The organism is uncultured Bradyrhizobium sp. (assembly GCF_936943645.1).
Taxonomy (GTDB): domain Bacteria; phylum Pseudomonadota; class Alphaproteobacteria; order Rhizobiales; family Xanthobacteraceae; genus Bradyrhizobium.
In genome coordinates this window covers 35522-61111 of record NZ_CAKZJO010000057.1, presented here as the reverse complement: position 1 = coordinate 61111, position 25590 = coordinate 35522, and the positions used below count along the sequence as shown (strand labels likewise).

General features: G+C 64.4%; 24 protein-coding genes. 9 read left to right on the top strand and 15 right to left on the bottom strand.

All coding sequences use genetic code 11. The annotated features are described in order from the left end of the window. Positions 1-102: 102 nt before the first annotated feature. Both Q0743_RS16640 and Q0743_RS16635 read left to right on the top strand, forming a co-directional pair. The gene (locus tag Q0743_RS16640) at positions 103-525 is read left to right on the top strand and encodes an MAPEG family protein (RefSeq protein ID WP_298242595.1); all 423 of its coding nucleotides are present in this window, start codon (positions 103-105) and stop codon (positions 523-525) included. Positions 526-559: 34 nt separating this feature from the next. Further along, positions 560-1861 (top strand): RsmB/NOP family class I SAM-dependent RNA methyltransferase, encoded by a 1302-nt coding sequence (locus Q0743_RS16635; protein ID WP_298242594.1) that lies wholly within the window; start codon positions 560-562, stop codon positions 1859-1861. Positions 1862-2084: 223 nt separating this feature from the next. Here Q0743_RS16635 and Q0743_RS16630 read toward each other — a convergent pair whose 3' ends face one another. From Q0743_RS16630 to Q0743_RS16620, 3 genes are all read right to left on the bottom strand, one after another. Beyond that, complete coding sequence (locus Q0743_RS16630) at positions 2085-2294, bottom strand: cold-shock protein (protein WP_008141931.1); 210 nt, start codon at positions 2292-2294, stop codon at positions 2085-2087. A 263-nt stretch (positions 2295-2557) separates the two neighbouring features. Continuing rightward, the gene (locus Q0743_RS16625; protein ID WP_298242593.1) at positions 2558-2890 is read right to left on the bottom strand and encodes a DHCW motif cupin fold protein; all 333 of its coding nucleotides are present in this window, start codon (positions 2888-2890) and stop codon (positions 2558-2560) included. Between the two features lie 251 nt (positions 2891-3141). Then, the gene (locus tag Q0743_RS16620) at positions 3142-3513 is read right to left on the bottom strand and encodes a nuclear transport factor 2 family protein (RefSeq protein ID WP_298242592.1); all 372 of its coding nucleotides are present in this window, start codon (positions 3511-3513) and stop codon (positions 3142-3144) included. 148 nt (positions 3514-3661) lie between these two features. Between Q0743_RS16620 and guaA the strand changes: the two genes are divergently transcribed. Then, positions 3662-5260, top strand: a complete 1599-nt coding sequence (gene guaA / locus Q0743_RS16615) for a glutamine-hydrolyzing GMP synthase (protein ID WP_298242591.1) — start codon at positions 3662-3664, stop codon at positions 5258-5260. 64 nt (positions 5261-5324) lie between these two features. After that, a complete protein-coding gene (locus tag Q0743_RS16610; RefSeq protein WP_298242590.1) occupies positions 5325-6227 on the top strand; it encodes an HNH endonuclease in 903 nt (300 codons plus the stop codon). A gap of 189 nt (positions 6228-6416) precedes the next feature. Here Q0743_RS16610 and Q0743_RS16605 read toward each other — a convergent pair whose 3' ends face one another. From Q0743_RS16605 to Q0743_RS16595, 3 genes are read right to left on the bottom strand one after another with little or no spacing between them, the layout of a single operon-like run. Next, positions 6417-7412 carry an ABC transporter substrate-binding protein gene (locus tag Q0743_RS16605; protein ID WP_211417466.1) on the bottom strand — a complete coding sequence of 332 codons (996 nt, stop codon included), beginning with the start codon at positions 7410-7412 and terminating at the stop codon, positions 6417-6419. Positions 7413-7434: 22 nt separating this feature from the next. Further along, positions 7435-8244 (bottom strand): ABC transporter ATP-binding protein, encoded by an 810-nt coding sequence (locus Q0743_RS16600; protein ID WP_298242589.1) that lies wholly within the window; start codon positions 8242-8244, stop codon positions 7435-7437. Then, complete coding sequence (locus tag Q0743_RS16595) at positions 8241-9011, bottom strand: ABC transporter permease (RefSeq protein WP_298242588.1); 771 nt, start codon at positions 9009-9011, stop codon at positions 8241-8243. Before Q0743_RS16595 ends, Q0743_RS16600 begins: the two co-directional genes overlap by 4 nt. A gap of 106 nt (positions 9012-9117) precedes the next feature. Between Q0743_RS16595 and Q0743_RS16590 the strand changes: the two genes are divergently transcribed. Genes Q0743_RS16590 through Q0743_RS16580 form a run of 3 tightly spaced genes read left to right on the top strand, consistent with a single transcriptional unit; the run spans position 9118 to position 12588 of the window. Beyond that, positions 9118-10242, top strand: a complete 1125-nt coding sequence (locus Q0743_RS16590; protein ID WP_298242587.1) for a mandelate racemase/muconate lactonizing enzyme family protein — start codon at positions 9118-9120, stop codon at positions 10240-10242. Next, positions 10242-11837 carry a GMC family oxidoreductase gene (locus tag Q0743_RS16585; RefSeq protein WP_298242586.1) on the top strand — a complete coding sequence of 532 codons (1596 nt, stop codon included), beginning with the start codon at positions 10242-10244 and terminating at the stop codon, positions 11835-11837. Before Q0743_RS16590 ends, Q0743_RS16585 begins: the two co-directional genes overlap by 1 nt. A 28-nt stretch (positions 11838-11865) precedes the next feature. Further along, on the top strand, positions 11866-12588 hold the full coding sequence (locus Q0743_RS16580; RefSeq protein ID WP_271530284.1) for a GntR family transcriptional regulator: 723 nt from the start codon (positions 11866-11868) through the stop codon (positions 12586-12588). Positions 12589-12594: 6 nt separating this feature from the next. On the opposite strand, the gene Q0743_RS16575 is transcribed toward Q0743_RS16580, so the two are convergent. From Q0743_RS16575 to Q0743_RS16535, 9 genes are all read right to left on the bottom strand, one after another. Beyond that, on the bottom strand, positions 12595-14385 hold the full coding sequence (locus tag Q0743_RS16575; RefSeq protein WP_298242585.1) for a chloride channel protein: 1791 nt from the start codon (positions 14383-14385) through the stop codon (positions 12595-12597). 1 nt (position 14386) lies between these two features. Then, positions 14387-15361 carry a formylglycine-generating enzyme family protein gene (locus tag Q0743_RS16570; RefSeq protein ID WP_298242584.1) on the bottom strand — a complete coding sequence of 325 codons (975 nt, stop codon included), beginning with the start codon at positions 15359-15361 and terminating at the stop codon, positions 14387-14389. A gap of 3 nt (positions 15362-15364) precedes the next feature. Continuing rightward, positions 15365-17008, bottom strand: coding sequence for an arylsulfatase (locus Q0743_RS16565; protein WP_298242583.1), 1644 nt, complete (start codon positions 17006-17008; stop codon positions 15365-15367). A gap of 32 nt (positions 17009-17040) precedes the next feature. After that, positions 17041-17814: a GntR family transcriptional regulator gene (locus Q0743_RS16560; RefSeq protein ID WP_298242582.1), complete on the bottom strand. Its 774-nt coding sequence runs from the start codon at positions 17812-17814 to the stop codon at positions 17041-17043. A gap of 4 nt (positions 17815-17818) precedes the next feature. Then, positions 17819-18871 carry an ABC transporter ATP-binding protein gene (locus tag Q0743_RS16555; protein WP_298242581.1) on the bottom strand — a complete coding sequence of 351 codons (1053 nt, stop codon included), beginning with the start codon at positions 18869-18871 and terminating at the stop codon, positions 17819-17821. Beyond that, positions 18868-19707 carry a carbohydrate ABC transporter permease gene (locus tag Q0743_RS16550; RefSeq protein ID WP_298242580.1) on the bottom strand — a complete coding sequence of 280 codons (840 nt, stop codon included), beginning with the start codon at positions 19705-19707 and terminating at the stop codon, positions 18868-18870. Before Q0743_RS16550 ends, Q0743_RS16555 begins: the two co-directional genes overlap by 4 nt. After that, positions 19704-20639 carry a carbohydrate ABC transporter permease gene (locus tag Q0743_RS16545; RefSeq protein WP_298242579.1) on the bottom strand — a complete coding sequence of 312 codons (936 nt, stop codon included), beginning with the start codon at positions 20637-20639 and terminating at the stop codon, positions 19704-19706. The genes Q0743_RS16550 and Q0743_RS16545 overlap by 4 nt, the downstream gene beginning before the upstream one ends. A gap of 3 nt (positions 20640-20642) precedes the next feature. Beyond that, complete coding sequence (locus tag Q0743_RS16540; protein ID WP_298242578.1) at positions 20643-22037, bottom strand: sugar ABC transporter substrate-binding protein; 1395 nt, start codon at positions 22035-22037, stop codon at positions 20643-20645. Between the two features lie 185 nt (positions 22038-22222). Further along, positions 22223-23026 (bottom strand): DeoR/GlpR family DNA-binding transcription regulator, encoded by an 804-nt coding sequence (locus Q0743_RS16535; RefSeq protein ID WP_298242577.1) that lies wholly within the window; start codon positions 23024-23026, stop codon positions 22223-22225. A gap of 220 nt (positions 23027-23246) precedes the next feature. Between Q0743_RS16535 and Q0743_RS16530 the strand changes: the two genes are divergently transcribed. Then, complete coding sequence (locus Q0743_RS16530; protein WP_298242576.1) at positions 23247-24266, top strand: ABC transporter ATP-binding protein; 1020 nt, start codon at positions 23247-23249, stop codon at positions 24264-24266. A 63-nt stretch (positions 24267-24329) separates the two neighbouring features. Further along, positions 24330-25583 carry an ABC transporter substrate-binding protein gene (locus Q0743_RS16525; protein WP_298242747.1) on the top strand — a complete coding sequence of 418 codons (1254 nt, stop codon included), beginning with the start codon at positions 24330-24332 and terminating at the stop codon, positions 25581-25583. Positions 25584-25590 lie beyond the last annotated feature (7 nt).

Sequence of the window (25590 nt, the reverse complement as noted above, 5' to 3'; positions counted from 1 at the left end):
TTGGTCGCGGAAACGGGAACGCCGGTTCAACTCGTTGATTGTCAGGACCAGCAGACGCGGCTAATGACGGTCCGCGGCGTGCCGCCTTACGGGAAAGTTCCGATGTCTATCCAGATGGTTCTGCTGCCTGTGTTCGTGCAGGTGGGGCTCACCTTCGCGCTGCTGATCGGCATGGTGCTGGCGCGCCGCCGCACGCTGGTTGCGGGCGAGACCAAGATCCGCGATATCGCGCTGGGCGAGCCGAACTGGCCCAAGGGCGCCACGCAAATCGCCAATTGCTACCGCAACCAGTTCGAGTTGCCGGTCCTGTTCTACGTTCTGATCGCGCTGGCGCTCCCGCTCCGCCATGCCGATCTCTTCATCGTGCTGATGTCCTGGGTGTTCGTGGTGACGCGGTTCGCCCATGCCGGCGTGTTCGTCTCCTCGAACGATCTCGGCCGCCGCTCCACGGTCTGGCTCGCCGGCTGCCTCGTGCTGCTGGCGATGTGGATCTACTTCGCGTTGAAGATGCTGTTGCTGATCTGACGCTTGCGCGCAATTCCTGCACTGAAAGATTCAAATGACTCCCGCTGCCCGGCTGTCCGCAGCCATCGAACTGATCGACACCATCGAGAAGGACCGCGTGCCCGCGGCGAAAGCGCTGAAGGAGTGGGGCACCGCGCACCGCTTTGCCGGTTCCGGCGATCGCGCCGCCATCGCCGGCCTGGTCTGGGACGTGCTGCGCCGCTACGCCTCGAGCGCTTGGCTGATGGACGCAGATACCGCGCGCGGGCGGCTGATCGGCATGCTCCGGCTCGAGCGCGACATGGACGCGGCGACGATGGGTGCCCTGTTCGACGGCAGCCGCTTCGCGCCGGCGCCGCTCACTGCGGCCGAGCAGGCCGCGCTGGCCTCGCGTTCCCTCAAGGATGCGCCGGCCGCGATCGCCGGCGACTATCCCGATTGGCTCGATCCGTACCTGGCAAAGGTGTTCGGCGACGACCGTGCGGCGGAGGCCGCCGCGATGGCGAGCCGGGCCCCGCTCGACCTGCGCGTCAACACGCTAAAATCCAATCGCGACAAGGTGCTGAAGGCGCTTGCTCATCTTCATGCGAAACCGACGCAATGGTCTGCAACGGGCCTCCGCATCGCGCTTTCGGCCGACGCGCGCAACCCCGGGATCCAGGCCGAAGAGGATTTCATCAAGGGCGCGGTTGAAGTGCAGGACGAGGGATCGCAGCTGGCGGCCCAGTTCACCGCGGCAAAACCCGGCGAGCAGGTGATCGACCTCTGCGCCGGCGCCGGCGGCAAGACGCTCGCGCTCGCCGCCCTGATGCAGGGCAAGGGCCGGCTGATCGCGACCGACCGCGACAAGCGGCAACTTGCTCCCATTCACGAACGGCTGTCGCGCGCCGGCGTCCACAATGCCGATGTCCGCACGCCCAAGGGCGAGGTCGATCCGCTCGCGGATATCCGCGGCAGCGCCGACCTCGTCGTGATCGACGCGCCCTGCACGGGAACCGGAACCTGGCGCCGCAACCCCGACGCAAAATGGCGCATGCGCCCGGGCGCGCTGGAGATTCGCCTGCGCGACCAGGCCGAGGTGCTGGAGCGCGCAGTGCCGCTGGTGAAGTCGGGCGGCCGCATCGCCTACATCACCTGCTCGGTGCTGTCAGAGGAGAACAACGAGCAGGTGAGGGCGTTCGTTAGCCGTCATCCCGAATTCGCGGTCGTCCCGCCCGAGCAGACCGCGAGCGTGCTCTGGGACAAGGCCGAGGCGTTTGGCGAAGCCGCGCTGCAGTCGGCCGAGGGCTGGCTGATGACGCCGCGACGAACCGGGACGGATGGGTTCTTCGTCTCAATTCTGAAAAAGGTCTCGTAGGGCGGATTAGCCGCCGGCATGCGCGTGAGCGCAGGCCGCCGGCGTAATCCGCCGCTCTCTCCGCGGCGAGGCAGGTGTTGGCGGATTACGCTGCGCTAATCCGCCCTACGGCACCGCCGTCTGCCTGCCCAAAAGCAAAAACCCCGCAGACCGGGTCCCGGTCGCGGGGTTTCTAACTCAAACGTTCTGCCGGTACGTCCGTGGTCAGAACGGTGCGTTGGCCTTAGCCGACGCGGAGATTGTCAGCCGACGACTTGCCGCTGCGGCGGTCGGCGACGATGTCGAACGAGACCTTCTGACCCTCGTTGAGGGAGGAGAGGCCAGCGCGCTCGACGGCGCTGATGTGGACGAACACGTCCTTCTGGCCGTCATCCGGCTGGATGAAACCATAACCCTTTTGGGTGTTGAACCACTTCACGGTGCCCATAGCCATGGGTAATTTCCTTTAGTTAGGTTGAGTACGCACGCAGATCATGACGCGCCAATGCGTCGGTGATCCCTGATGAGTCGATGTTTGGAGAATTCATCTGAAGCGTGCGCGCCCGTCAGCAACGAAGCGAAGCGGCCCAGTCGTTCGGCCAAGTATCGATGATCACAATATAGCGAGAATTTGGGGCCACTTCAAGGCACCACCCGTGGCCCGAAGCGTCGCGCAACTTTGCTATTTTGCGGTGCAAATTAACCGTCGGGCACACCTCAGTCGACGATGAAGAGCGTCGCCCCTGTCGCCGTCGAGGACCGATGCGCGGCGTCGCCGAAGTCCGAGACCTGGTAGCTCATCCCCGCCGTCAGCTTGAAGGTGCGCCCGTCACGCAGCTCGCTCTCGAGCTCGCCCTTGACGACGTAGATGACGTGGCCGCGGTCGCACCAATGATCGGCCAGATAACCCGGCGAATACTCGACCATCCGCACCCGGAGCTCGCCGATATTGAGCGTGCGCCACAGCGCCTGTCCGGTCTCGCCGGCATGCATGGTCGGCTCGACCTGGCTCCAGTCGGTGACGGTGAAGGGGGAGGCGGGGAGCTTCATCGGGGGATCCTGTGTCAGAGCCGGCGGTGTCTCTGTTAACGCACGCCGTCGCCCCAGTCTCCGTCATTGCGAGCGCAGCGAAGCAATCCAGTAATGCATCCGCAGTGGCAGCCTGGATTGCTTCGTCGCAAGGGCTCCTCGCAATGACGGTGTGGGAGGCATGCTCGTGCCTCACACACGGTGTCATCGCCCGCCTTGTGCGCAATTGCGCACAAGGCGGGGAATGACGGCGGTGGATGGGACCCGCACCTTCAATGCATCAAATCGTTCGCCGAGCCCTGCACGATCAGCCCCGCATCGTTCACCCGCAGATACTCGCAGATCTTCTTCCCCCGCTCGTTGGCGTAGAACACCACGACGCTGTCGGGGCTGACGAAGACATCGATCAGGGTGAAATGCAGCTCCGGCAGCAGGCCGAGCGCCTTGCCCCAATAAGCGCGTAGCGCGTCCTTGCCGCGCACCGTTCCGCTGGCGTCAAAACCCATCATCGGGATGCGGTCCGAGGTCATCAGGGCGGCCCCGTCGTACAGCGCGAGCACGCGCTCGAGATCGCGCGCGTTCCAGGCCTCGACCCAGGTCCGGCCGAGCGCTGCGAGCGTGGTTGGTTGGTGATGCCGTGACATGGCGTTCTCCCTGATCAGCCCCTGTTTTGAGAGTGGGACATATAGGTCAATAATACTTACCTATATTGGTTTGTCCATGCCCAAAGAAGCATGTGGGCGCGCGGTGCGCGCGGTTGCGGCGCGCCCGTTGCCAGCGTATTTGCTGGCCATGACAGCAGCACAGAACGACCGCTCCGCGTCGACGCCCCCGGTGGCCTCGGCGCACGACAAGATTCTCATCGTCGACTTCGGCAGCCAGGTGACGCAGCTGATCGCGCGTCGCGTGCGCGAGGACGGCGTTTATTGCGAGATCGTCCCGTTCAACAAGGCCGAAGAGGCCTTCAAGGAGATGAAGCCGAAAGCGGTGATCCTCTCCGGCGGTCCTGAATCCGTGCACGAAGCCGGCTCGCCCCGCGCGCCGCAGCTGATCTTCGCCTCAGGGGTGCCCGTGATGGGCATCTGCTACGGCCAGATGACCATGGCCGCCCAGCTCGGCGGCGAGGTCGAGGGCGGTCATCACCGCGAGTTCGGCCGCGCCGATGTCGAGGTGAAGGCCGAGAGCCAGCTGTTCGCGGATGTCTGGTCGTCGGGCAGCAAGAACCAGGTCTGGATGAGCCATGGCGACCGCATCACCAAGATGCCGCCGGGCTTCTCCGTCGCCGGCACCTCGCCGAACGCGCCGTTCGCGATCATCCAGGACGAGAAGCGCAAATATTACGGCCTGATGTTCCACCCCGAGGTGGTGCACACACCGGATGGCGCCAAGCTGATCCGCAACTTCGTCCGCAAGATCGCCGGTCTCACCGGCGACTGGACCATGCGCGCCTTCCGCGAGGAGGAGATCGCCAAGATCCGTGCCCAGGTCGGCAAGGGCAGGGTGATCTGCGGCCTCTCCGGCGGCGTCGATTCGGCGGTGGCCGCGGTGCTGATCCACGAGGCCATCGGCGACCAGCTCACCTGCGTATTCGTCGATCACGGCATGCTGCGCCTCGATGAGGCCAAGACGGTCGTCGACCTGTTCCGCCACCACTACAACATCCCGCTCGTGCACGTGGATGCCTCGAAGCAATTTTTGGGCGAGCTCGAAGGCGTCACCGACCCCGAGACAAAGCGCAAGACCATCGGCCGCCTCTTCATCGAGGTGTTCGAGCAGGAAGCCAAGAAGCTCGGCGGCGCCGACTTCCTCGCGCAGGGCACGCTTTACCCCGACGTGATCGAGAGCGTCTCCTTCACCGGCGGCCCCTCGGTGACGATCAAGTCGCACCACAATGTCGGCGGTCTCCCCGAGCGCATGAACATGAAGCTCGTCGAGCCCCTGCGCGAGCTGTTCAAGGACGAGGTCCGCAAGCTCGGCTACGAGCTCGGCCTGCCCGAAATCTTCGTCGGCCGCCACCCGTTCCCGGGTCCGGGCCTCGCCATCCGCTGCCCCGGCGACATCACCAAGGACAAGCTCGACATCCTGCGCAAGGCCGATGCCGTCTACATCGACCAGATCCGCAAGCACGGCCTCTACGACGACATCTGGCAGGCCTTTGCCGTGCTGCTGCCGGTGAAGACAGTCGGTGTCATGGGCGATGGCCGCACCTATGACTACGTCGTGGGCTTGCGCGCCGTCACCTCGACCGACGGCATGACCGCGGACTTCTACCAGTTCGACATGAAGTTCTTAGGCGAGACGGCGACGCGCATCATCAACGAGGTGAAGGGCGTGAACCGGGTGGTGTACGACGTGACGAGCAAGCCGCCGGGGACGATTGAGTGGGAGTAGGGCTGTCAGTTTAGCATAACTGCGTAAGGTCGATACTTCCCGTAAAGGCGGCGCGGCATAGACCATGGGATTTGGGGTATTCATCCATCGATCGGACTCGATCTACGATGACAGCCCGGCTGAACAGTATCAGTTCCCCAGTCAGTATCTTGGTCGAGTCGAAGCCTGCATCGGCGATTGGATCATCTATTATGAGCCGAGCAAGGTCGCCAAGACGCGCGGCTACTTTGCGATTGCTCGGGTTCAGCAGGTTATTCCCGACCCCGGCGCTCCGGGCATGTATCTGGCGCTGATCGAGCCCGGGAGCTATCTCGATTTTGTCAATCCGGTCGCCTTCAAGGGGGTAGATGGTCCCGTGGAGCGGGGCGTGCTGAATGAGCAGGGACGAATTTCGGGACGCGCTCAGTCGGCAGTCCGCCGAATCTCGCCGCACGATTTCAATAGAATCTTTGAACTCGGCTTTGCGGAAGGAGCACCACTGCTGCCTCGAGTCGATACCGATGTTCGATTGTCTCAACTCAGCGAAAGAGAGCAGGCGCCTTTCATACTTGAGCAGCAGCGTGATCGCGTCAGCCTAACGGTATCGAGAGTCTTGCGCGACCGCGTTTTTCGCCGGATCGTCTTGCGCGCCTACGACGAGCGCTGCGCCATCACCGGGCTGAAACTCATTAACGGAATGGGACGCGCAGAAGTAGCGGCGGCGCACATACGGCCTGTAGAGGCGAATGGGCCGGATATTGTGAGTAATGGGATCGCGCTGTCCGGTACTGCTCATTGGATGTTCGATCGTGGTTTGATCAGCCTTTCTGATGATTTGGAGATATTGATCTCGCGCCAGACAAATGACCCGGAAGGGATTCGATCGGTCATAAACAAGACCGGTCATGCGCTTGAGCCAGAAAGGCCGTCGGATCGACCTCATCCGCATTTTCTAAAGTGGCATCGCGAGCATTGTTTCAAGCAATGAGAACATTGCTGAGAATTGTATGGCGCGGGTTTCTCCGGTTATTGTGAGATGCGGTCATGCCGCCATCGATCCCGCAACGCTGCCGAGCTATATGGTGCTGGCGAACGCACTGGCGGAGCCGGGATGGCGACGAGCGGAGCGCGCCGGACAGATGACGTGTCCGGCGCCAACACCGTGTCCCTTCGATGCCTAGGCGATCGTCTTCAAATACAGGCTTGGATCGAAATACTTGCTCGCCGGCGTGAAGTCCTTGATGCCGGCGTTGGCCATGAAGAAGTCTGTCGACTGCTGCAGCCAGTTGGTGACGGTCCCGTCCGAGTACATGCGTTTCCAGTCCTTGGACGTGAACATCTTCTGGGCCTTGAAGGACTCGTTGATGTCGGACAGCGGCGTCTGGCTGTAATGACCCTTCTGCAGCTTCTCCATCGCCTCGTTGCTGTTCGCGACGATATAGTCGTTGGCATCAGCCCAGCCGCGGATCAGCTTGGCCAGGGTCTCCTTGTTGGGCTCGTAATAGTCGTTCGCCGCCGCCCAGCCGCCGATGATGGCCGCCTTGGGATAATAGGCTGACGCATCGGCGAGCATGGTCGCGCCCGGCACCTTGTCGCGGACGGTGACGTTGAACGGCACCCAGAGCGCCACGGCCGGCACGGCGCCGGAGATGAAGGCGGTCACGGCCGCCGGCATGGTCTGGTTGACGAGCTCGACCTCCTTGGGATCGACCTTGTTGGCCCGCAGCGCGGTATCGAGGAACACGTGCGCCGTCGTGCCGGTCGCGGTTGCGATGCGTTTGCCCTTCAAATCCGCGAACGACTTGATGCCCTGATCGCCGCGAACCCAGAGCTGCGCCGTCGCGACCTCGATGTCGTTGATCAGGAACACCTTGCCCTGGCCGCGGGCCGGAAAGTTCGAGAGCACCGCGCCGGTCGCCAGCACGTCGAGGCTGCCGCCGATCAGGGCCTGGAAGATCTCCAGGCCGGTGTTGAATTGGCGCAGCTCGAGATCGAGGCCCTGCTTTTCGAAGGAACCGCGGTCCATGCCGGTCCAGATCTGGCCGTCGACGGCGACGGTGTGAAGATAGCCGACGCGGACCTTCGTCTTCGCTTGCGCGATCGCCGGCGCCGCGGCCGTGAAGGTGCCGAGCGCAAGGCCCGCCGTCGTGGTCAGAAATTGCCGCCGATCCATGATGTGTCCTCCGTTTTGTTTGTTATTCCGAGAATGAAACTGGACGCAGCTGCGCCTGCTGGGCGCGATATTCGTCCATCACGAGCTGCCTGATATGGCTTCGCAGCTCGGCGAATTCCGGGCGCTCCTGGATCGACTCGTCGCGCGGATAGGTGAAGGGAACGTCGATGATCTCCTTGATCCGCGCCGGCCGCGCCGTCACCACCACGATGCGCGAGGCGAGGTAGATCGCCTCTTCGACGGAATGGGTGATCAGCATGACGGTCTTGCCTTCGGTCTGAAGCACCTTGAGCAGCAGGTTCTGCATGTTGGAGCGGGTCTGGGCGTCGAGCGCTCCGAACGGCTCGTCCATCAGGAGAAACTGCGGCTTCACCGCATAGGCCCGCGCGATCGCGAGGCGTTGCCGCATGCCGCCCGACAGATGCTTCGGATAGGAATTGGCGAAGTCGGACAGGCCCATCAGGCCGAGATAGTGATCGCAGATCGCGTCGCGCTCGGCGGCCGGAACATGGTTGGCGTTGAGCGTCAGGCCGAAGGCGATGTTCTGCTTCACCGTCAGCCAGGGGAAGACGCCGTATTCCTGGAAGATGACGCCGCGCTCGGGGCCGGGGCCGGCGACGGGACGGCCGTCGAACAGGACGTTGCCGGTGGTCGGTTTCTGGAAGCCCGCGAGCATGCTCATCATCGTGGTCTTGCCGCAGCCGGACGGCCCGATCACCGCGATGAAGTCGCCGTCGTTGATGTCGTAGCTGACGTCCTCGACGACGTTGAGGCGGCCCTTTGGCGTTTCGAAGGACAGCGAAACCTTGTCGAACTGTGCGCGCTTGTTCATGCGATGGCCCGATCCTGCCAGACCAATAGCCGCGCCGTGATCTTGCGCAGGATCAGATCCATGATCAGCGCGATCAGGCCGATGCAGATGATGCCGACATAGATGACGTCGAGCAGGAAGTAGGTCGAGGCATTCTGGATCATGGCGCCGAGCCCGCGCTGCGCCGCGATCAGCTCGGATGCGACCAGGGTCGCCCAGGCCACGCCCAACGCCACGCGCAGCGCCGTGAGGATGTGCGGGACGGTGAGGGGAATGATGACCTTGCGGAAGATCTCGGCCTGGTTGGCGCCGAGCGTCTGCGCCACGCGGATGTAGAGCGGCGTGATCTGCGAGACGCCCTCATACATCACGATCACGCCGGAGAAGAACGAGGCGTAGAACAGGATGACGAGCTTGGCGAGCTCGTCGACGCCGAAATAGACGATCACCAGCGGGATCAGCGCGATCGGCGGCAGCGCGCGGAAGAAGTTGATCATCGGGTCGGCGAAGGTACGGGCGGGGCGATACCACCCGAGCAGAAATCCGACCGGCACGGCCACGAGGATGCCGAGCGCGACGCCGAGAAAGACGCGCCGCGTCGAGGCGAAGATGTCGATCAGCAGGCCTTCCTTCGTGAGAAGCTCGAAGAATTTTGCGGCGACCTGGTGCGGTGCGGGGATCAGCGAGACGTTGACGAAGCCACTCCAGCGCACGGCGTACCAGAGCAGGATTGCACCGATCCACGGTAACAATCCGAGACCAAAGCGTCTCAGGCCAGCTCCGTTCATTCGACGCGTCCACCCAGATTGCGGTTGATGTTTTCAGAGGTCATATTATAAATAGGAGGACCATACAAGTGGCGCCTTTGGTCGTAGTCGTCACAGGCTTTCCCGCATGACATCGCCCTTCACCATCCGAAGCGTCCAGGCCTTTGGCTATCGCTACCCGCTGACGTCGCCGGTCATCACGTCCTTTGGACGGATGAAGGACCGGCCGGCCGTCTTCGTCCGCGTTGAAGACAGCGACGGGAACATCGGGTGGGGCGAAGTGTGGTGCAATTTTCCTGCACCGGGCGCCGAACATCGTGTTCGGCTCGTCAACGAGGTGCTTGCTCCGGCTCTGGTCGGATTCGATGCGCCTGAGCCGTCCGCCGCGTTCGAGCGCCTGACACGGGGAACCTCGGTGCTCGCGCTCCAGTCCGGAGAAGCCGGCCCGTTTGCGCAGTCGATTGCCGGCATCGATCTCGCCGTCTGGGATCTCCACGCGCGCCGCCAGAACCTCGCGCTCTGGAGGCTGCTCGGCGGAGCCAGGCGCGAGATCAAGGTCTACGCCAGCGGCATCAATCCGGTCGGGTCCGAGCGGACGGCCGAAGCGGCCTTGGGCCGCGGCTACCGCGCGTTGAAGCTGAAGATCGGCTTCGATCCGGCGGCTGACCGCGCCAATCTCGCCGCCCTGCGCCGGCTTGTTGGCGATGGCCTGCTGGCCGCCGACGTCAACCAGGGCTGGACCATTGCGCAGGCGCTGGAACTTGCGCCGCAACTCGAGCATTTCGGTCTCGCCTGGCTCGAGGAGCCGATCCGCGCCGATCGCCCCCGTCAGGAATGGGCGCAATTGCGCGAGGCCATCCGCTTTCCGCTCGCGGCCGGCGAGAACATCGCAAGCCACGCCGGTTTTGCCGAGGTGCTGCGTGAGCCGTTGCTCGGTGTCGTCCAGCCCGACATCGCCAAATGGGGCGGGCTGTCGGCTTGCGCAAGCATTGCCCGCGACATCCTGACGTCGGGAAAGATGTTCTGCCCGCATTATCTTGGCGCCGGCATCGGCCTTCTGGCATCCGCGCATCTGCTCGCCGGCGTCGGCGGCGACGGCCTGCTCGAGGTCGATTGCAACGAAAACCCGCTGCGCGACCGGTTCTGCGGTCCCGTGCTCGACGTCCGCGACGGCATGATCGAGCTCGGCGACGAAGCGGGCCTCGGCATCACGCCCGATCTTGCCTCTATCGAACAATACCGGACGATCTGATGTCAGCACGCGGCTACGACTACATCATCGTCGGCGCGGGCTCGGCCGGTTGCGTCGTTGCAAACCGGCTGTCGGCCGATCCGTCCTGCCGCGTGCTGCTGCTGGAGGCCGGCGGCTCGGATCGAAACTTCTGGCTGAAACTTCCGGTCGGCTACTACCGGACCATCTTCAACGAGCGGTTCTCGCGCCTGTTCAAGACCGAGCCCTCGGAGGGGAGCGGCGGCCGCGCCATCGTCTGGCCGCGGGGCCGCGTGCTCGGCGGTTCTTCGTCAATCAACGGCCTGATCTTCATCCGGGGCCAGCACGAGGATTTCGACGATTGGGAGCGCCTTGGCGCCGATGGCTGGAGCTATCGCCAACTCCTGCCGTATTTCCGGCGCTACGAGCGCTACCGCGGCGGCGAGAGCCAGTTTCACGGTGGGCTCGGGGAGTTCGAGGTCTCCGACCTTCGCAACGACAATCCGGCATCGAAGGCCTGGGTCGAGGCGGGCGTAGAGTTCGGCCTGCCGCGCAATCCCGACTTCAACGGCGCCACGACGCTGGGCGTCGGTACCTACCAGCTCGGCATCGGGCGGCACTGGCGGACAAGTTCGGCATCTGCGTTTCTGCGCCCCGCCGCCGGCCGTCCCAACCTCACCATCATCACCCATGCGCAGGTCAGCAGGGTCGTTTTCAACGGCCGCGTCGCGACCGGCGTCGAGTGGATCAGCAAGGGGCAGGTGCACAGTGCGACGGCCGATCGTGAGATCATCCTGTCCGGCGGCGCACTGCAGTCGCCGCAGATCCTCCAGCTCTCCGGCGTCGGTCCGGCGGACCTGCTGCGCAGGCTCGGCATTCCCGTCATTGCCGAGTCTCCCGACGTCGGCGCCAATCTCCAGGACCATTATCAGGCCCGGCTGATCGTCCGCCTGAAGGAACGGATTTCGCTCAACGACCAGGTCCGCAACCCCGTCGAGCTTGCGAAGATGGGCTTGCAGTGGATGCTGGTGGGCAGCGGTCCGTTGACGGTCGGGGCGGGGCAGGTGGGCGGCGCGGCCTGCACGGAATACGCGGTCGGCGGACGACCGGACGTGCAGTTCAACGTGATGCCGCTCTCGGTCGACAAGCCCGGCGAGCCCCTGCACAGCTATTCCGGCTTCACGGCCTCGGTCTGGCAGTGCCACGCAAAGTCGCGCGGACGGCTTGCGATCAGCTCGACCGATCCGTTCGAGCAGCCGCGCATCGCGCCGAACTATTTTGCCGAGGAGATCGACCGCAGGACCATTGTTGCGGGCCTGAAGATTCTGCGCGAGATTTATCAGCAGAGGGCGTTTCGCCCGCTCTGGGACGTCGAGATGGTGCCGGGCGAGGCGGCAAGGGATGATGCCGGGCTGTGGGACTTTGCGCGCAATACGGGTGGCACGGTGTTTCACTGCGTCGGGACCTGTCGCATGGGCAGCGACGCGCAGGCCGTGCTCGATCCGCAGCTGCGCGTGCGCGGCGTCGAACGGTTGCGGGTGATCGACGCCTCGGTGATGCCGCAGATCACCTCGGCCAACACGAATGCGACCAGCCTGATGATCGGCGAACGCGGTGCCGCACTGGTCATGGCTTGATCGCGCGGCCTGAATTCCGGAGGACGAGATGGAATTGAGTTCCGACAGTCACGTCCCCAAATACGCGCAGATCGCCGACATCTTCCGGCAGCGCATCGCGCGCGGTGTCTGGACCCAGGGATTCCGCCTGCCGGCCAACGAGGAGTTGGCGGCCGAGTTCGGTGTGTCGCGCGTCACGATCAGGCAGGCGGTGGAGCTGCTCGCCCGGGACGGCGTGATCGAGGCGCAGCAGGGCCGCGGCACCTTCGTCACGGGGACGGTGCGGCAGGATCGCTGGCTCAAGGTCGAGACCACGCTGTCCGATCTCGCCGACATGTATCGCGACACCTCGCCCGAGATCATCAACATCTCGGAAAGTCGCAGCAATGCCCCGCTGCTTCCCGGGGATGGCAAGCCGGCCGAAAAGTACGTCTTCATGCGCCGCCTGCATTCGCGGCAGAAGCAGCCTTACTGCGTCATTTCCATCTATCTCGACGAGAAGATTTTTCGCAGGTCGCCGAAGCGTTTTCGCAACGAGACCGTGATCCCGATCCTGAACGATCTCAGGGATCCCGCCATCGCCAGCGCGCGCCAGACCCTGACGATCGGTACCGCGGATATCGAGGCGGCGCGGCTGCTGCGTGTGCCGCTGAATTCGCCGGTGGCCGAAGTCCGCCGCATCTTCACGACGCAGGACCGCACCGTGATCTATCTCGGCGAAGTCACCTACCGCGGTGACTTCGTGCGGATCGACATGGATCTGCGGCCCTAGCGGCCATCAACGCGAGAACAGTTCCTGGTTCCGGCGTTCGAGCTCTTCGCCGTAAGTGCGTAGAACGTGAGATTCGCTGAGGGTGCCGATCGTGGCGCGATGGTCGGGACGGTCGACAACCGCGAGCACGTCGGCCTCGCTGCGTTCGAAGGCCTTCAGGATTTCGCGAACCGGGGTGGTCGGGAGCAGATATTCATCCTGTTGCTGCGCCAGCGACCCGAGCAACTCCTCGTCCCGGCTGGCCAGGGAATGCAGCGTGGCGGCCGGCACGATGCCCGCATAGATGCCGTTGGGATCACGCAACACGATTTGGTGAACCAGCGCCGGCGAGAACTGCCTTTGCGCCTCGCCGATCGGCATCGTCGTCAGCGCGTTCTCGAAGTCGGCGCGCATCAGGGATGCCGCACTCATCTGCCGGATCCAGCCGATGTCCTGCGGACCGCGGATCGCCTCGCCGCGCAGATGAAAGCGCCATGTCGCAAAGCTGTAACCGAAGAGTTCACGCACGATCAGCGCGCAGACCGACGAGGCGACCACGGCGCCAACGGTGACGGAGAAATCACCGGTGATCTCGAGCGCGAGACAGACCATGCTGAACGGCGCTCCGAGCACGCCGGTTCCGAGCGCGGCGAGCGCTGCGATCGCGGCGGTGCCGGGCTGAAGCGCCAGCGTGGGAAGAGGGCCGGTCAGCACGACGCTGTAGAGCTGTCCGATCAGCGCGCCGAGCAGGAGCGAGGCAAAGAACAGGCCGCCGCGAAAGCCCGAGCCGAGCGAGATGGCGGAGGCCAGGATCTTGAACACGATGGTGGTCGTGAGCAGCAGCCAGGTCGGATTGCTGACCAGCAGAATCTGCATCGCGCCGTGGCCGGCGCCGAGCACGGTCGGCGTCAGCAAAGCGAGGCCGCCGAGAAGCAGACCGCCGAGCATCGGCCGCAGCAGGCCCTTCAACACCGTGATGCGCTGAAAGCATCGCTCGGCGAATGCGACGGCGAGCATGACGAGGATGCTGACAAAGGCGCAGATGATGCCGATCAGCACGGTCTGCCCGATCATCTCGACGGAAACCGGCGAGGGGAAGCCGGGCACCATCAGGAAGGACTGATGCGTCAATTGCCGCGCCACAAGCCAGGCGGTGACGGCGCTGGCGATGACCGGCACGAGACCGGCGGACGTGTAGGCGCCGAGCACGACCTCGAAGGCATAGAAGGCGCCGGCCAGCGGCGCCGAAAACGCGGCGCTGATCGCTCCCGCGGCGCCACAGGCGACCAGCAGCCGCATGTCGTTGCGCCGGGCGGCCAGGCGCTGGCCGACGTGGGAGCCGAACATCGAGCAGATCTGGGTGTAGCCGGCTTCCAGTCCGACCGATCCGCCGAAACCGTTGGACAGCAGCGTCTGGATCGAGATCAGCAGGCTGCCGCGAAACGACACCCGGCCGCCATAGAGCGCGTTGGCCTCGATGGCGTCGGCAAGCTGCTGTCCCTTGACGCGCCGGGCGAAGTAAAGCCCGATCAGCGCAAGCACCAGCCCACCGAGCAGGGGGATCAGCAGCGTGCGCTGCCACGAGATCACGCCGGTGGCACTGAGGTGAGCGTCGAAAGGAATGTCGAACAGCAGCGCGTGCGAGACCTGGCTGAGGCTCGAGATCGCAGCCACCAGCACACCGCTGAGCAGCCCGACGACGATGGCGACCAGCACGAGGCCGGTCTCGCGATTGCGCACGAAATTGCGCAGGACCAATGGCAGCAGCCGGATGCCGGGGGCAGCGGCCGGCCTCGCGGGATGTGGTGCCGGCTCCATTCTATGAAGGATCCCGCAGAGGCTCGGTGCGCACGACGCGAAAGCCGATATTGCTGGACGCGGAATCGGGCGTATTGGAGCTTCGCGCCGCGACGCGGTAGCGATTGCAGTAGGATTCGTGGCAGAGGAAGGATCCGCCGCGCATCGATCGGTTGAGAGCTGGCTCGCGGTTCAAGGGGTCTTGTGATGGCATGAGGCTGTGATAGCTCGGTGAAAAATAGTCCTCGCACCATTCCCAGACGTTTCCGGCGACATTGTGCAGGCCATATCCGTTGGGCGCGAAACTGTGAACCGGCGCCGTACCGAAATAGCCATCATCCACAGTGTTGCGGTCGGGAAAGTTGCCCTGCCAGATGTTGCAGCGATATTCGCCGTCGGGCTGCAGCGCGTTGCCCCAGGGATAGGTGGCTTGGTCCAACCCGCCGCGCGCGGCCATCTCCCATTCCGCTTCGGTCGGCAGGCGTGTGCCGGACCATCCGCAGTAAGCTTGTGCGTCGTTCCAGGAGACGTGGACGACGGGGTGATCTAGCCGGTCCAGGATGCTGCTGTTCGGCCCCTCTGGTTGCGCCCAATAGGCGCGCGTCACCGGCACCCACCATGGCGTTTCCTGAACGCGCGTCGTGTGGTCCGCACGTGTCTCTTCCGGCAGCAGCCCGTCGAAAACGAAGCTCCAGCCGTAGCGTTCGGCATCCGTCGTGTAGCCGGTGGCCCGGACGAAGTCGCCGAATTGCAGATTGCTCACGGTGTGACAGGCAATGGCAAACGGCGACAGCGTGACGAGCCGCACCGGGCCTTCGCCGTCCTCGACAAAGCCCCCGCCGGCGGATCCCATGTGGAAGGATCCGCCGATCAGCGAGCTCCAGCGGCGCGGGATCGGGGTTGGACTGGGAAGGATCGCTGCCTGCGCATCGATGCCCGTCGCCGGTTCATTGCCGGCGGCGCGCAGGGTGCAACAATGTGAGCGATCCCCAGTCATGCCCTATTTCTGCTTCTCTTCCTCCCAGAAGGCGGTGCCGCCTTCCGCCTTCATCAGCTCGAGAATCTTTTCGCGGGGGATCACGCCGCAGCGATTGGCCCATTGCTGGTACTGCGCCATCATCTCGCGGACGCGATCCGGATGTTGCGCGGCGAGATCGTTCATCTCGGTGCGGTCGGTCTCCATGTCGTAGAGCTCCCAGGGGCCGGGGTACTTCCGCACCAGCTTCCACTTGCCGACGCGCACGGCCGCATTGCCCTCGTGCTCCCAGAACAGCGGGCCGCGGTTGCCATAGGCCGAGGCGAAGGACGGCACGAGGCTCTCGCCTTCGCAGGGCAGGATGGCGTTGCCGTTATACTCCTTGGGATAGGCGGCGCCCGTGACGTCGAGGATGGTCGCCATCACGTCCGTGAGCTGGCTTGGATTGTGCCGCAGCCCGCCCTTTTCGGAGATGCCGCGCGGCCAGTGCACAATGAACGGGGTCGCGATGCCGCCTTCGTGGATCCAGTGCTTGTAGAGACGGAAGGGGGTGTTGGAGAGATTGGCCCAGGCGGTGCCATAGCTCTGGTAGGTGTCCTCGGCGCCGGGCATCAAGGTCGGGTCGTTTCCGAAGCGCACCGGCCGGCCGTCGCGTGTCTTGGCCTGGGCGATCATGAGCTGGTCGACCAGCTCCTTTGCCGTGACGCCCTCCGGAATATCCTCGGCGCAGGCGCCGTTGTCGGAGAGGAAGATGATCAGCGTGTTGTCCATCTGACCGGTCTCTTCCAGCGCCTTCAGGATCCGCCCGATGCCCTGGTCCATGCGGTCGATCTGCGCTGCGTAAACCTCCATGCAGCGCAGCGTCCATTCGCGCTGCTCCGCGTCGGTCCACGGTGGCTGGGTCGGATCGCGATCGGTCAGGCGCCAGTTCGGATGGATGATGCCGTCGTCAACGAGGCGCTTGAGGCGTTCCTCGCGCAGCCTGTCCCAGCCGGCGTCGAAGCGGCCCTTGTACTTGGCGATGTCCTCGTCATGGGCATGGAGCGGCCAGTGCGGCGCCGTATAGGCGACGTATTGGAAGAACGGCGCGTCGGGCTTCTGTGCCTTGTGCTGGCGGATGAAGGCGGCGGCCTGATCGCTGATTGCGTCGGTGTAGAAGAACGACGGATCCTTCACGGCCTCGTGCTCGATATTGTCGTTGCCGCGCGTCAGCGTGTTCGGATGATAGAAGCTGCCGGCGCCGATGATGGTGCCGTAGAAATGGTCGAAGCCGCGCTGCATCGGCCATGCGTCGGTCGGCTCCGTCAGGCTGCTGGCAATGTGCCATTTGCCGCTGAGGTAGGACGTGTAGTTCTTGCTCTTCAGGGCCTCGGCGATCGTCACGCAGCTGTTGTTGAGATTGCCGGCGTAGCCCTCGGGGCCGTTGCTGTAGGTGAGGATGCCGATGCCGGTCTGGTGCGGATGCAGGCCGGTGAGCAGCGAGGCGCGGGAGGGGCTGCAGCGGGCGGTGTTGTAGAACTGCGAATAGCGCAAGCCATTGGCCGCGAGGCGATCGAGGTTCGGCGTCTGGATCTCGCCGCCGTAACAGCCGATGTCCGAAAAGCCCATGTCGTCGTTGAGGATGAGCAGGACGTTGGGACTATCGGGGGTCTTTGCGCCATTCGGCATGTTCTTGTCCTCGTGATTGACGTGTGGCGTTGCTAGTGGCGGCGCGTCAGGCTGATGCTGAGGCGGAAATATTTCGGCAAGTACACGGCGCGCAGCAGCTCGAGCGCCCGTCCGTCCTTGCCGAAGGTGACGCGCTCGATGGAGAGCAGGGGCGAGCCGACCTTCACCCCCAGCAGCTTGGCGCTGCCGGCGTCGGCGAGGTCGGCGCTGATGGTCTGCTGGGCGTCCTTGATGGCGAGACCAAGCTCGTCCTCGAAGACGCGGTACATGATGATCGAGACCAGATCGCGCTTCTCGAGCTCGAGACCGATATCCGGGGGATAGAAGGCATGCTCGATGGCGATCGGCGTGTCGTCCGCGAGCCGCAGGCGCCGGAGCTGCCAGACGGCGCGTTCGCGCAGCTGCTCGCGAACGGCGGCATCGTGCCGGTTGGTCATGCCCTGCTGCAGGATCGTGGCGCCGGCCTGGTAGCCGGCGTCGCGGATGGTTTCCGAGAAGCCCATGAGGTGGCCGACCCAGTTCTCGGGCTGGTTCGAGCGCAGGAAGGTGCCGCGGCCGCGCGAGCGGTCGAACATGCCTTCGTTCACCAGGGGCGCGATGGCGTTGCGGATGGTGATACGGCTGACGCCGAAATGACGGCCGAGCTCGGCCTCGGTCATCAGGCGGCCGGTCTCGTCGATCAGCTTGCCGTCGCGCACCTGGCTGCGAATGGATTCACGGATCTGGATATGCAGGGGCGTCGAGCCCTCCGTGACGACATCGCTGCCGAGCGGTGCAGGTTTCTTCTTGCGTGTTTGAACAGCCATGGTGTCAGAGCCGCCTGCGTGTCGCTGGATCGAACAGGTGAATGTCCTGGGGACGGGCGGTAATCGAGATCGTGTCGCCCTCTCCGGGTATGTTGCCGTCGGCGACGCGCATGCGGATCATGGTGCCGGCGCAGTCGAGATCGAGCACGGCGGTATCGCCGAGGTCTTCGATCAGATCGACGCGCGCGCCGAGGCCCCCCTCCGCCAAGCGCAGGGCGCCGGGCCGAAGTCCGACCACCACATCGCGCTCACCCGCGGTCGTAGCCGTCGTCTTGAGGCGATGGCCTGCGATGATGACGTCGCCGTCCACGTAACGGGCGGGGACGAGGTTCATCGGGGGATTGCCGATGAAGCCGGCAATGTCGATCGAGTTCGGACGGGCGAACACCTCGGCGGGTGTGCCGACCTGCTGGATCTCGCCCGACATGAACACCGCCATGCGGTCGGCGAGGGTCATCGCCTCCTCCTGGTCGTGGGTGACGTAGACGGCGGTGACGCCGAGCGATCGCTGCAGCTTCTTCAGCTCGGCGCGGGTTTCGAGCCGCAGCTTGGCGTCGAGGTTGGACAGCGGTTCGTCGAGCAGGAACAGGCGCGCCTTGCGCACGATGGCGCGGGCCAGCGCGCAGCGCTGCTGCTGGCCGCCCGAGAGCTGGCCCGGCTTGCGATCGAGCAGGTGGTCGATCTTCACTTTTCGGGCCGCGTCTTTCACGGCGGGCGCGATCTCGGACTTCGGCAGCTTGGCCATTTCCAGGGGGAAGGCGATGTTCTCGGCCACCGTCATGTGCGGGTAGAGCGCATAGCTCTGGAACACCATGGCGATGTCGCGGTCACGCGCGTCGGTCGAGGTGACGTCCTTGTCGTCGATCAGCACGCGGCCGGCGGTCGGCGCATCCAGCCCGGCGAGGATGCGCAGCGTCGTGCTCTTGCCGGAGCCGGACGGGCCGAGCAGGGCGAAGAACTCGCCCGGCTTGATGTCGAAATTGACGCCCTTGAGCGCGGCGAACTCGCCGTGCATCTTGACGATGTTGCGAAAACTGACCTGACCCTGGCCGCTCATCGGCGTCCTCCGCCCTTGACTGCACCGACCGTCAGGCCCTTCACGATATGCTTCTGCGCGACCACGCCGAGCACGACGACAGGCAGCATGGCGAGGACCGAGACCGCGGCGAGCTTGGCCCACAGCGTCTGCTCGACGGAGACGAAATTGAACATCGCGACCGTGACCGGACGCACCGTGTTGCCGCTCAGCACGACGGCGAACAGGAATTCGTTCCACGCATTGAGGAACACGAACACGATCGTCACGGCGATGCCGCCGCGAACCTGCGGAATGATGATCCGCCACAATGTCTTCAATCGGCTGGCGCCGTCGAGATAGGCGGCTTCCTCCATCTCGAAGGGAATGTCCTCGAAATAGGAGACCAAGAGCCAGATCGCGAAGGGCAGGGAGAACGACAGATAGATCAGGATGATGCCCTGATAGGTGTCGATCCAGCCGATGTTCCGCAGCACCAGGAAATAGGGGATGATGATGCCGACCGGCGGGAGCATCTGCGTCGCCAGCACGTAGAAGCCCGCGAACTTCTTGCCGCGAAAGCGCAGGCGCGCCAGCGCATAGGCCGCTGGCACCGCCATCAGCATGGTGACCACGGTGGTGCCGACCGAGATGATGACGCTGGAGAGGAGGTTCGGCAGGATCGACCCAGAGCCGAACAGCACGTCGCGATAGGCTTCCAGCGTCGGCGTGAACACCAGCTTGGGCGGATAGGCCAGCACGTCGGAATCGGTCTTGAGCGAGTTCAGGACGCTCCAGATGATCGGGAACGCCCAGGCGAGCAGGAAGACCGCGGAGATCGCGAGCAGGGCGATGATGCGCACGCGCTTTGCGGTCATTTCGCCCTCCGCATCGCGAACAGGAGGCCCGAGATGATGATGGTCACGATCAGCAGCGCGACAGCGAGCGCCGAGCCGTAGCCGATCGACAGCTCGGTGAAGGATTTCCGGTAGGCATAGAGGTTGAGGATCTCGGTCGCCGTGCCGGGGCCGCCGGCGGTGACGGTGAAGATCGCCGCGAAAGCGGTCAGCGCCACCATGGTCCGCATGATGATGACCATGACGATCGCCGGGCGCAGCAAGGGCAGGGTGATGCGGCGAAAGCGTTGCCAGGCCGAGGCACGGTCGAGCCGTGCCGCCTCGTAGATGTCTTCGGGCAGCGAGGCGAGCGAGGCCAGCAGCACCATGAAGGCAAACGGTGTCCATTGCCAGGTATGGATCGCGATCACCGAAACCATCGCGAGCGTGGGATCGCCGAGCCAGTTCTTGCTGCCGAGGCCGGCGTTGATGGCGAGGAAGTCGACGATGCCGAATTCCGGTGCCAGCATGAAGGTGCGCCAGATCATGCCGACCACGGCCGGCGACAGCACCACGGGCAGGATGGCGATGACCCTGAACCAGCCCTGGCCGCGCTTCATGTCCATGACCAGCAGGGCGAGCGCCAGGCCAATGATGACCTGCAACGCGACGGTCGAGCCGGTATAGACCAGGCTCACCAGCAGCGAGGCCCAGAAGCGCTCGTCGGAGAGCAGCACCTGGTAGTTCTCGAACCCGACGAAGCCGTTGGTGAACGGCATCGCCAGATCCATCCGGAATGCGCTGGTGTAGACCAGGAAGAGCAGCGGAAACGTCGTGGTGGCGAGCAGCGCAAGAAACGCCGGTGCAAGCAGGGCCGCCGCAAACCGGCGCTCGCGCTGCGCCAGGACGCGGCCGAAATCGCTGCGAGGCGCCTCGCTCGCGATCCCGGCCGATGTCACCGCTGTCGTCGTCATGGCTCAGCCGCGCATCATCGGTTCGATGCGGCGCTGCGCATCGTCGAGTGCGGCCTTGATCGTGGCCTGGCCGGAGAGGGCCGACTGGATCGCGGTCGCCATGGTGTCGCCGATCGCCGGCCATTGCGGCACGCGCGGACGCCAGTCGACGTCGGTGTCCTCCTGCAGGGCACCCATCGTGACCTCGACGAAGTTCTCGCCGAAGCCGTTCATCAGCTTGATGTAATCGGGATCCTTCCACACCGAGGTGCGGTTGACGCCCGAGCGTTTGGTGGGGCCGGCGAACTTGTGCGCGGTGCGCGCCTGGGTCTCGGCGCTCGCGGCCCACTGGATGAACAGCCAGGTGGCCTTGCGCTTTTTCTCCGGCAGCGCGGAGTTGATCGGGAAGCCCCAGTTCCAGATCGACGTGGTGCGCTTGCCCGAGGGACCCTTGGGCCAGCGGGCATAGGCGACCTTGCCGATCACCTTGGACTTTTCGGGATTGTTGATGACCGAAGCCGACGAATGCGCGTCGATGTAGCTGGCGACGGTGCCTTGCGAGAAGGCGTCGGCGATATCCGGCCAGTTCCAGTTCGCCGCCGCCGTCGGCGCATACTTCTTCATGACGTCGACGTACCAGGCGAGCGCCGCCTCGGCCTCGGGGCCGTTGACGGCGAGCTTGCCGCCCTTCATCCAGTCGCCGCCGAACTCGCGGAAGATCGACGGATAGATGTACATGTTCTGGCCGGCACCGGCGACGCCGCGCAGGGCTGCACCCCAGACGCGATCGTTCGGCGTGTTCAACGCCGCGGCGTTGGACATATAGGCCTCCAGCGTGTCGGCCGGCTTCAGGCCCTTCGCGTCATAGAGGTCCTTGCGATAGACCTGAATGGTGACCTCGCCGTCATAGGGCATGCCGTAGAGCTTGCCGTCGATGCCGTTGGCTCTGCGCCAGGCCGGAATGATGTCGTCGAGCTTGAACCAGGCCGGATCGGTCAGCGACTTGTCGGCGAGGTAGGTGTCGAGCGGCTCGACCCATTTGTTCGCGGCATAGAGCGCGTAATACATGGGGTCCGCGGCATGGGTCGCGTAGGTGCCGGTCTTCGAGGTCAGGTCGATGACGCTCTTCTGCCGGATCTGCGCCGGCGGAATCTTCTCGAAGCGAACGTCGATGCCGGTGAGCGCCTTGAACTGTGGCGCCAGCGTGATGAGGTTCTCGAAATAGCTCGCAGGGATCACGGCGACCGTGATGGTCTCGCCGGAAACCTGCTGCCAATCGATCTGAGCGGATTTGTAAGGCGCGAGATCGGCGTCCTGCGCGGCAGCTTGCCGGAGAAAGGCCGGAGCAAACGTCGCGAAGGCGGCGGCTGCGGTTCCGGTCTTGAGTAGCGTTCGTCGCGTCGGCTTGAATGACGGCATGCGGTCCTCCCGAAAATCCGGATTTATTTTTCCGGTTAGTTAGGACATTTGCCCAAATGTTATAACAAGTCAATCGCGACAAAATGGGTCGTCCTCCGGCCGTTTGGCGCGCAGCGTGAATCGATCGCGGACCTCGCCTCCGGGGAGACGCGATCGGCCAAGCAGTGATGATGTGCAATTGCCGGCTAGGTGTTGCCGATGTGCTCGAGATCCGCACGAGCACCGCCGGCCGTATGGATCTGCCCGCTATATCCCCGAGCGACCGGCTCGAACGCTGCCGGCAAGCGGTCGTCGATGACGAGATGGTGGCACTCGTCGAGGTGGCCGCCGCGAACCGTCGCATTGCGCCCGAATTTGGTGATGTCGGCCACGAGCACGGAGGTTCGCGAATTGGCGGCGATGGATTGGCGTGCCTTGACTTCGTCGACATGGAAGTCGAGCAGCGTCCCGTCGGGATCGACGCCGCCGACGCCGAAGATCCCGAAATCGGCGCGGAAACCCGAGAAGAAACGCACGGCGGCCTCGCCGATGATGTCGCGGTCGAGCGATCGCAGCGTGCCGCCGGCGATGGTGATCTCCACGTCCGGATTGTGCGAGAAGGCGGCGGCCACATTCAGGCTGTTGGTGATCACCCGCAGATCCCGTCGGCGGGACAGTGCCTGCGCGACATATTCGGGCGTCGTACCGAGCCCGATCATCAGCGACGTTCCGTCGGGAATGAGCTTGGCGGTCGCATGCGCGATCCGCTGCTTGGCCTCGGCGTTCAGCCTGTGTCTGCTGCCGTAGGCGAGGTTCTGATTCTGGACGGGGAGGCTGACCCCGCCATGCACGCGCCGAAGCAGTCCCTGGTCGCAGAGCGCATTCACAAGGCGGCGGATGGTTTGCTGGGTCACCTCGAAACGCGCCGCAAGCTGCTCGATGGAAGCGAAGCTTTGCTCGCGCACGATCTCCAGTATGTGGACCTGACGTGTCGTGGCGCTCTTGGGCATGAGCCCTCCGTTCCCAACGAAAGTATCATTTGAACGGGAGAGACGCAATTTTCTGTTTCATATGGTGTCACACTATGTTCATATGAACATAATAGTCGCTACGCCGATGAATGCGCGTGGTTCAAGGGAGGACGCATGGACCGGTTTGACCGGCATTGCGCTGCTCCGTTGGAGCGAGCCGCCGTCAGCGTAGCTGCATCATGCTGAGAGCGAACCGGCCATGTCGGCGATTACGCTGAACCATGTCTCCAAGTCGTGGGGCGCGATGCGCGCCGTCGATGACATCAGCCTGACGGCGGACGAGGGTTCGCTGCTGGTGCTGCTGGGACCGTCCGGCTGCGGCAAGTCGACCACGCTGCGGCTGATCGCCGGTCTCGAGGAGGCCGACGCCGGCACGATCGCCATCGGCGGCGTCGACGTGACCCGTCTGTCGCCGGCGGACCGGAAGATCTCCATGGTCTTCCAGTCCTATGCGCTGTTTCCGCATTTGAGTGTGGCCGAGAACATCATCTTCGGCCTGCGCGTGCGGCGCGTGTCGCGCGCCGAGCGTGACGAGCGGCTTCGTCGCGTTGCCGATATCGTCGGTCTTGCGCACCTGCTCGATCGCAAGCCGTCGCAATTGTCGGGAGGGCAGCGCCAGCGCGTCGCGCTGGGGCGCGCCATCATCGCCGAGGCGCGGGTCTGTCTGATGGACGAGCCGCTCTCCAACCTCGACGCCAAGCTTCGACACGAGATGCGAACGGAGATCCGCGCGTTGCAGCAGCGTCTCGGCATGACGATGGTCTACGTCACCCACGATCAGACCGAAGCCATGACGATGGCGGACCGCGTCGTCCTGATGCGCGATGGCCGCATCGAGCAGAATGGCTCGCCGGAAGAACTCTATAACCGGCCGGCGACGGCGTTCACGGCGCGATTCATCGGTACACCGCCGATGAATCTGGTGCGTCAGGGCGATCATCTCATCGGCATTCGGCCGGAGCACATCCGCATCGTGCCCAATGGCGATCATGCGGCGCGGGTCAAGGCCGTCGAGCATCTCGGGGCCGACAGCATCGTGCTGTGCGACATCGACGGTCAACCGATCTCGGTGCGACTCGACGGCTTCAGCAAGGTTCAGCCCGGTGAGGACGTGCGGCTGGCCTGGGAGGCCGGTCACGAGCATCGGTTCGATCCGGCAACGGAGTGCCGATTGGAGACTTCAGCCAGGGAGGGCCGGCTGGCGACCTCCGCGGGATAGCAGCGGTGGTTTCAGGCGCTCGGCGGATTACAGAAGGAGAGAAAGATGTTTGCGCGACGAACGATGTTGATGGCAGCCGTACTTGCCGTGCTCTCGATGGGGGCACGTCCCGCTGCCGCGGTGGATCTGACCATGTACTGTCCGGTCGCGGTCGGCGGTCCCGTCACCAAGATCATCGACGATATGGTCTCGCGCTTCGAGAAGGACAATCCGGACGTCAAGGTGACGGCGGTCTATGCCGGCAACTACACGGACACGATGACCAAGGCGATGACCGCCATGAAGGGCGGGCAGCCGCCGCAACTGTCGGTGCTGCTGTCGACCGACGTATTCACGCTGATGGACGAGAACGCCATCGTGCCGTTTGACGACCTCGTCGGCGACAAGGCCTGGTTCAAGGAATTCTATCCTGCGTTCATGGCCAACGGGCAGGTCGACGGCAAGACCTGGAGCATCCCGTTCCAGCGTTCGACCATCGTGCTGTACTGGAACAAGGACGCCTTCAAGGAAGCCGGCCTCGATCCCGAGAAGGCGCCGGCGTCCTGGGACGAAATGGTCGAGATGTCGAAGAAGCTGGTCAAGAAGGAGGGCGCCAACACGACGCGTTGGGGCGTCGAGATCCCGACCACCGGCTACGGCTACTGGATGCTGCAGGCGCTCGCCATCGAGAATGGCCAGAAGATGATGAACGAGGCCGGCACCGAGGTGTACCTCACCGCGCCGAAGACGGTCGGCGCACTCGACTATTGGGTCGACCTGTCGCGCAAGCACAACGTCATGCCGACCGGCAGCATCGACTGGGCGACGCTCCGCACCGACTTCCTCGAAGGCAAGACGGCGATGATGTGGCACACGACCGGTAACCTCACGGCCGTCAAGGACGCCGCGAAATTCCAGTTCGGCGTGGCCATGCTGCCGGCCAAGGAGAGGCGGGGATCGCCGACCGGCGGCGGCAGCTTCTACATCTTCAAGAGCGCTTCGCCCGAGCAGCAGAAGGCCGCCATCAAGTTCATCCAGTGGATGACGGCGCCCGAGCGTGCGGCGGAGTGGAGCATGAAGACCGGCTATGTCGCGGTGTCGCCGGCCGCCTACAAGACCAAGGCGATGGAAGACTACGCCAAGGGCTTTCCGCAGGCGACCGTGGCGCGCGATCAGCTCGAGCATGCCGTGCCGGAGCTCTCCGTCCACGAAAACGGCCGCATCTACAAGTTCGTGAACGATGCCGTGCAGGCCGCGGTCACGGGTTCGCAGAAGCCGCAGGAAGCGCTGGCCGCCGCGCAGGCGCAGTCCGACCGCGTGCTGCGCGCCGCCAAGTAAGGACATG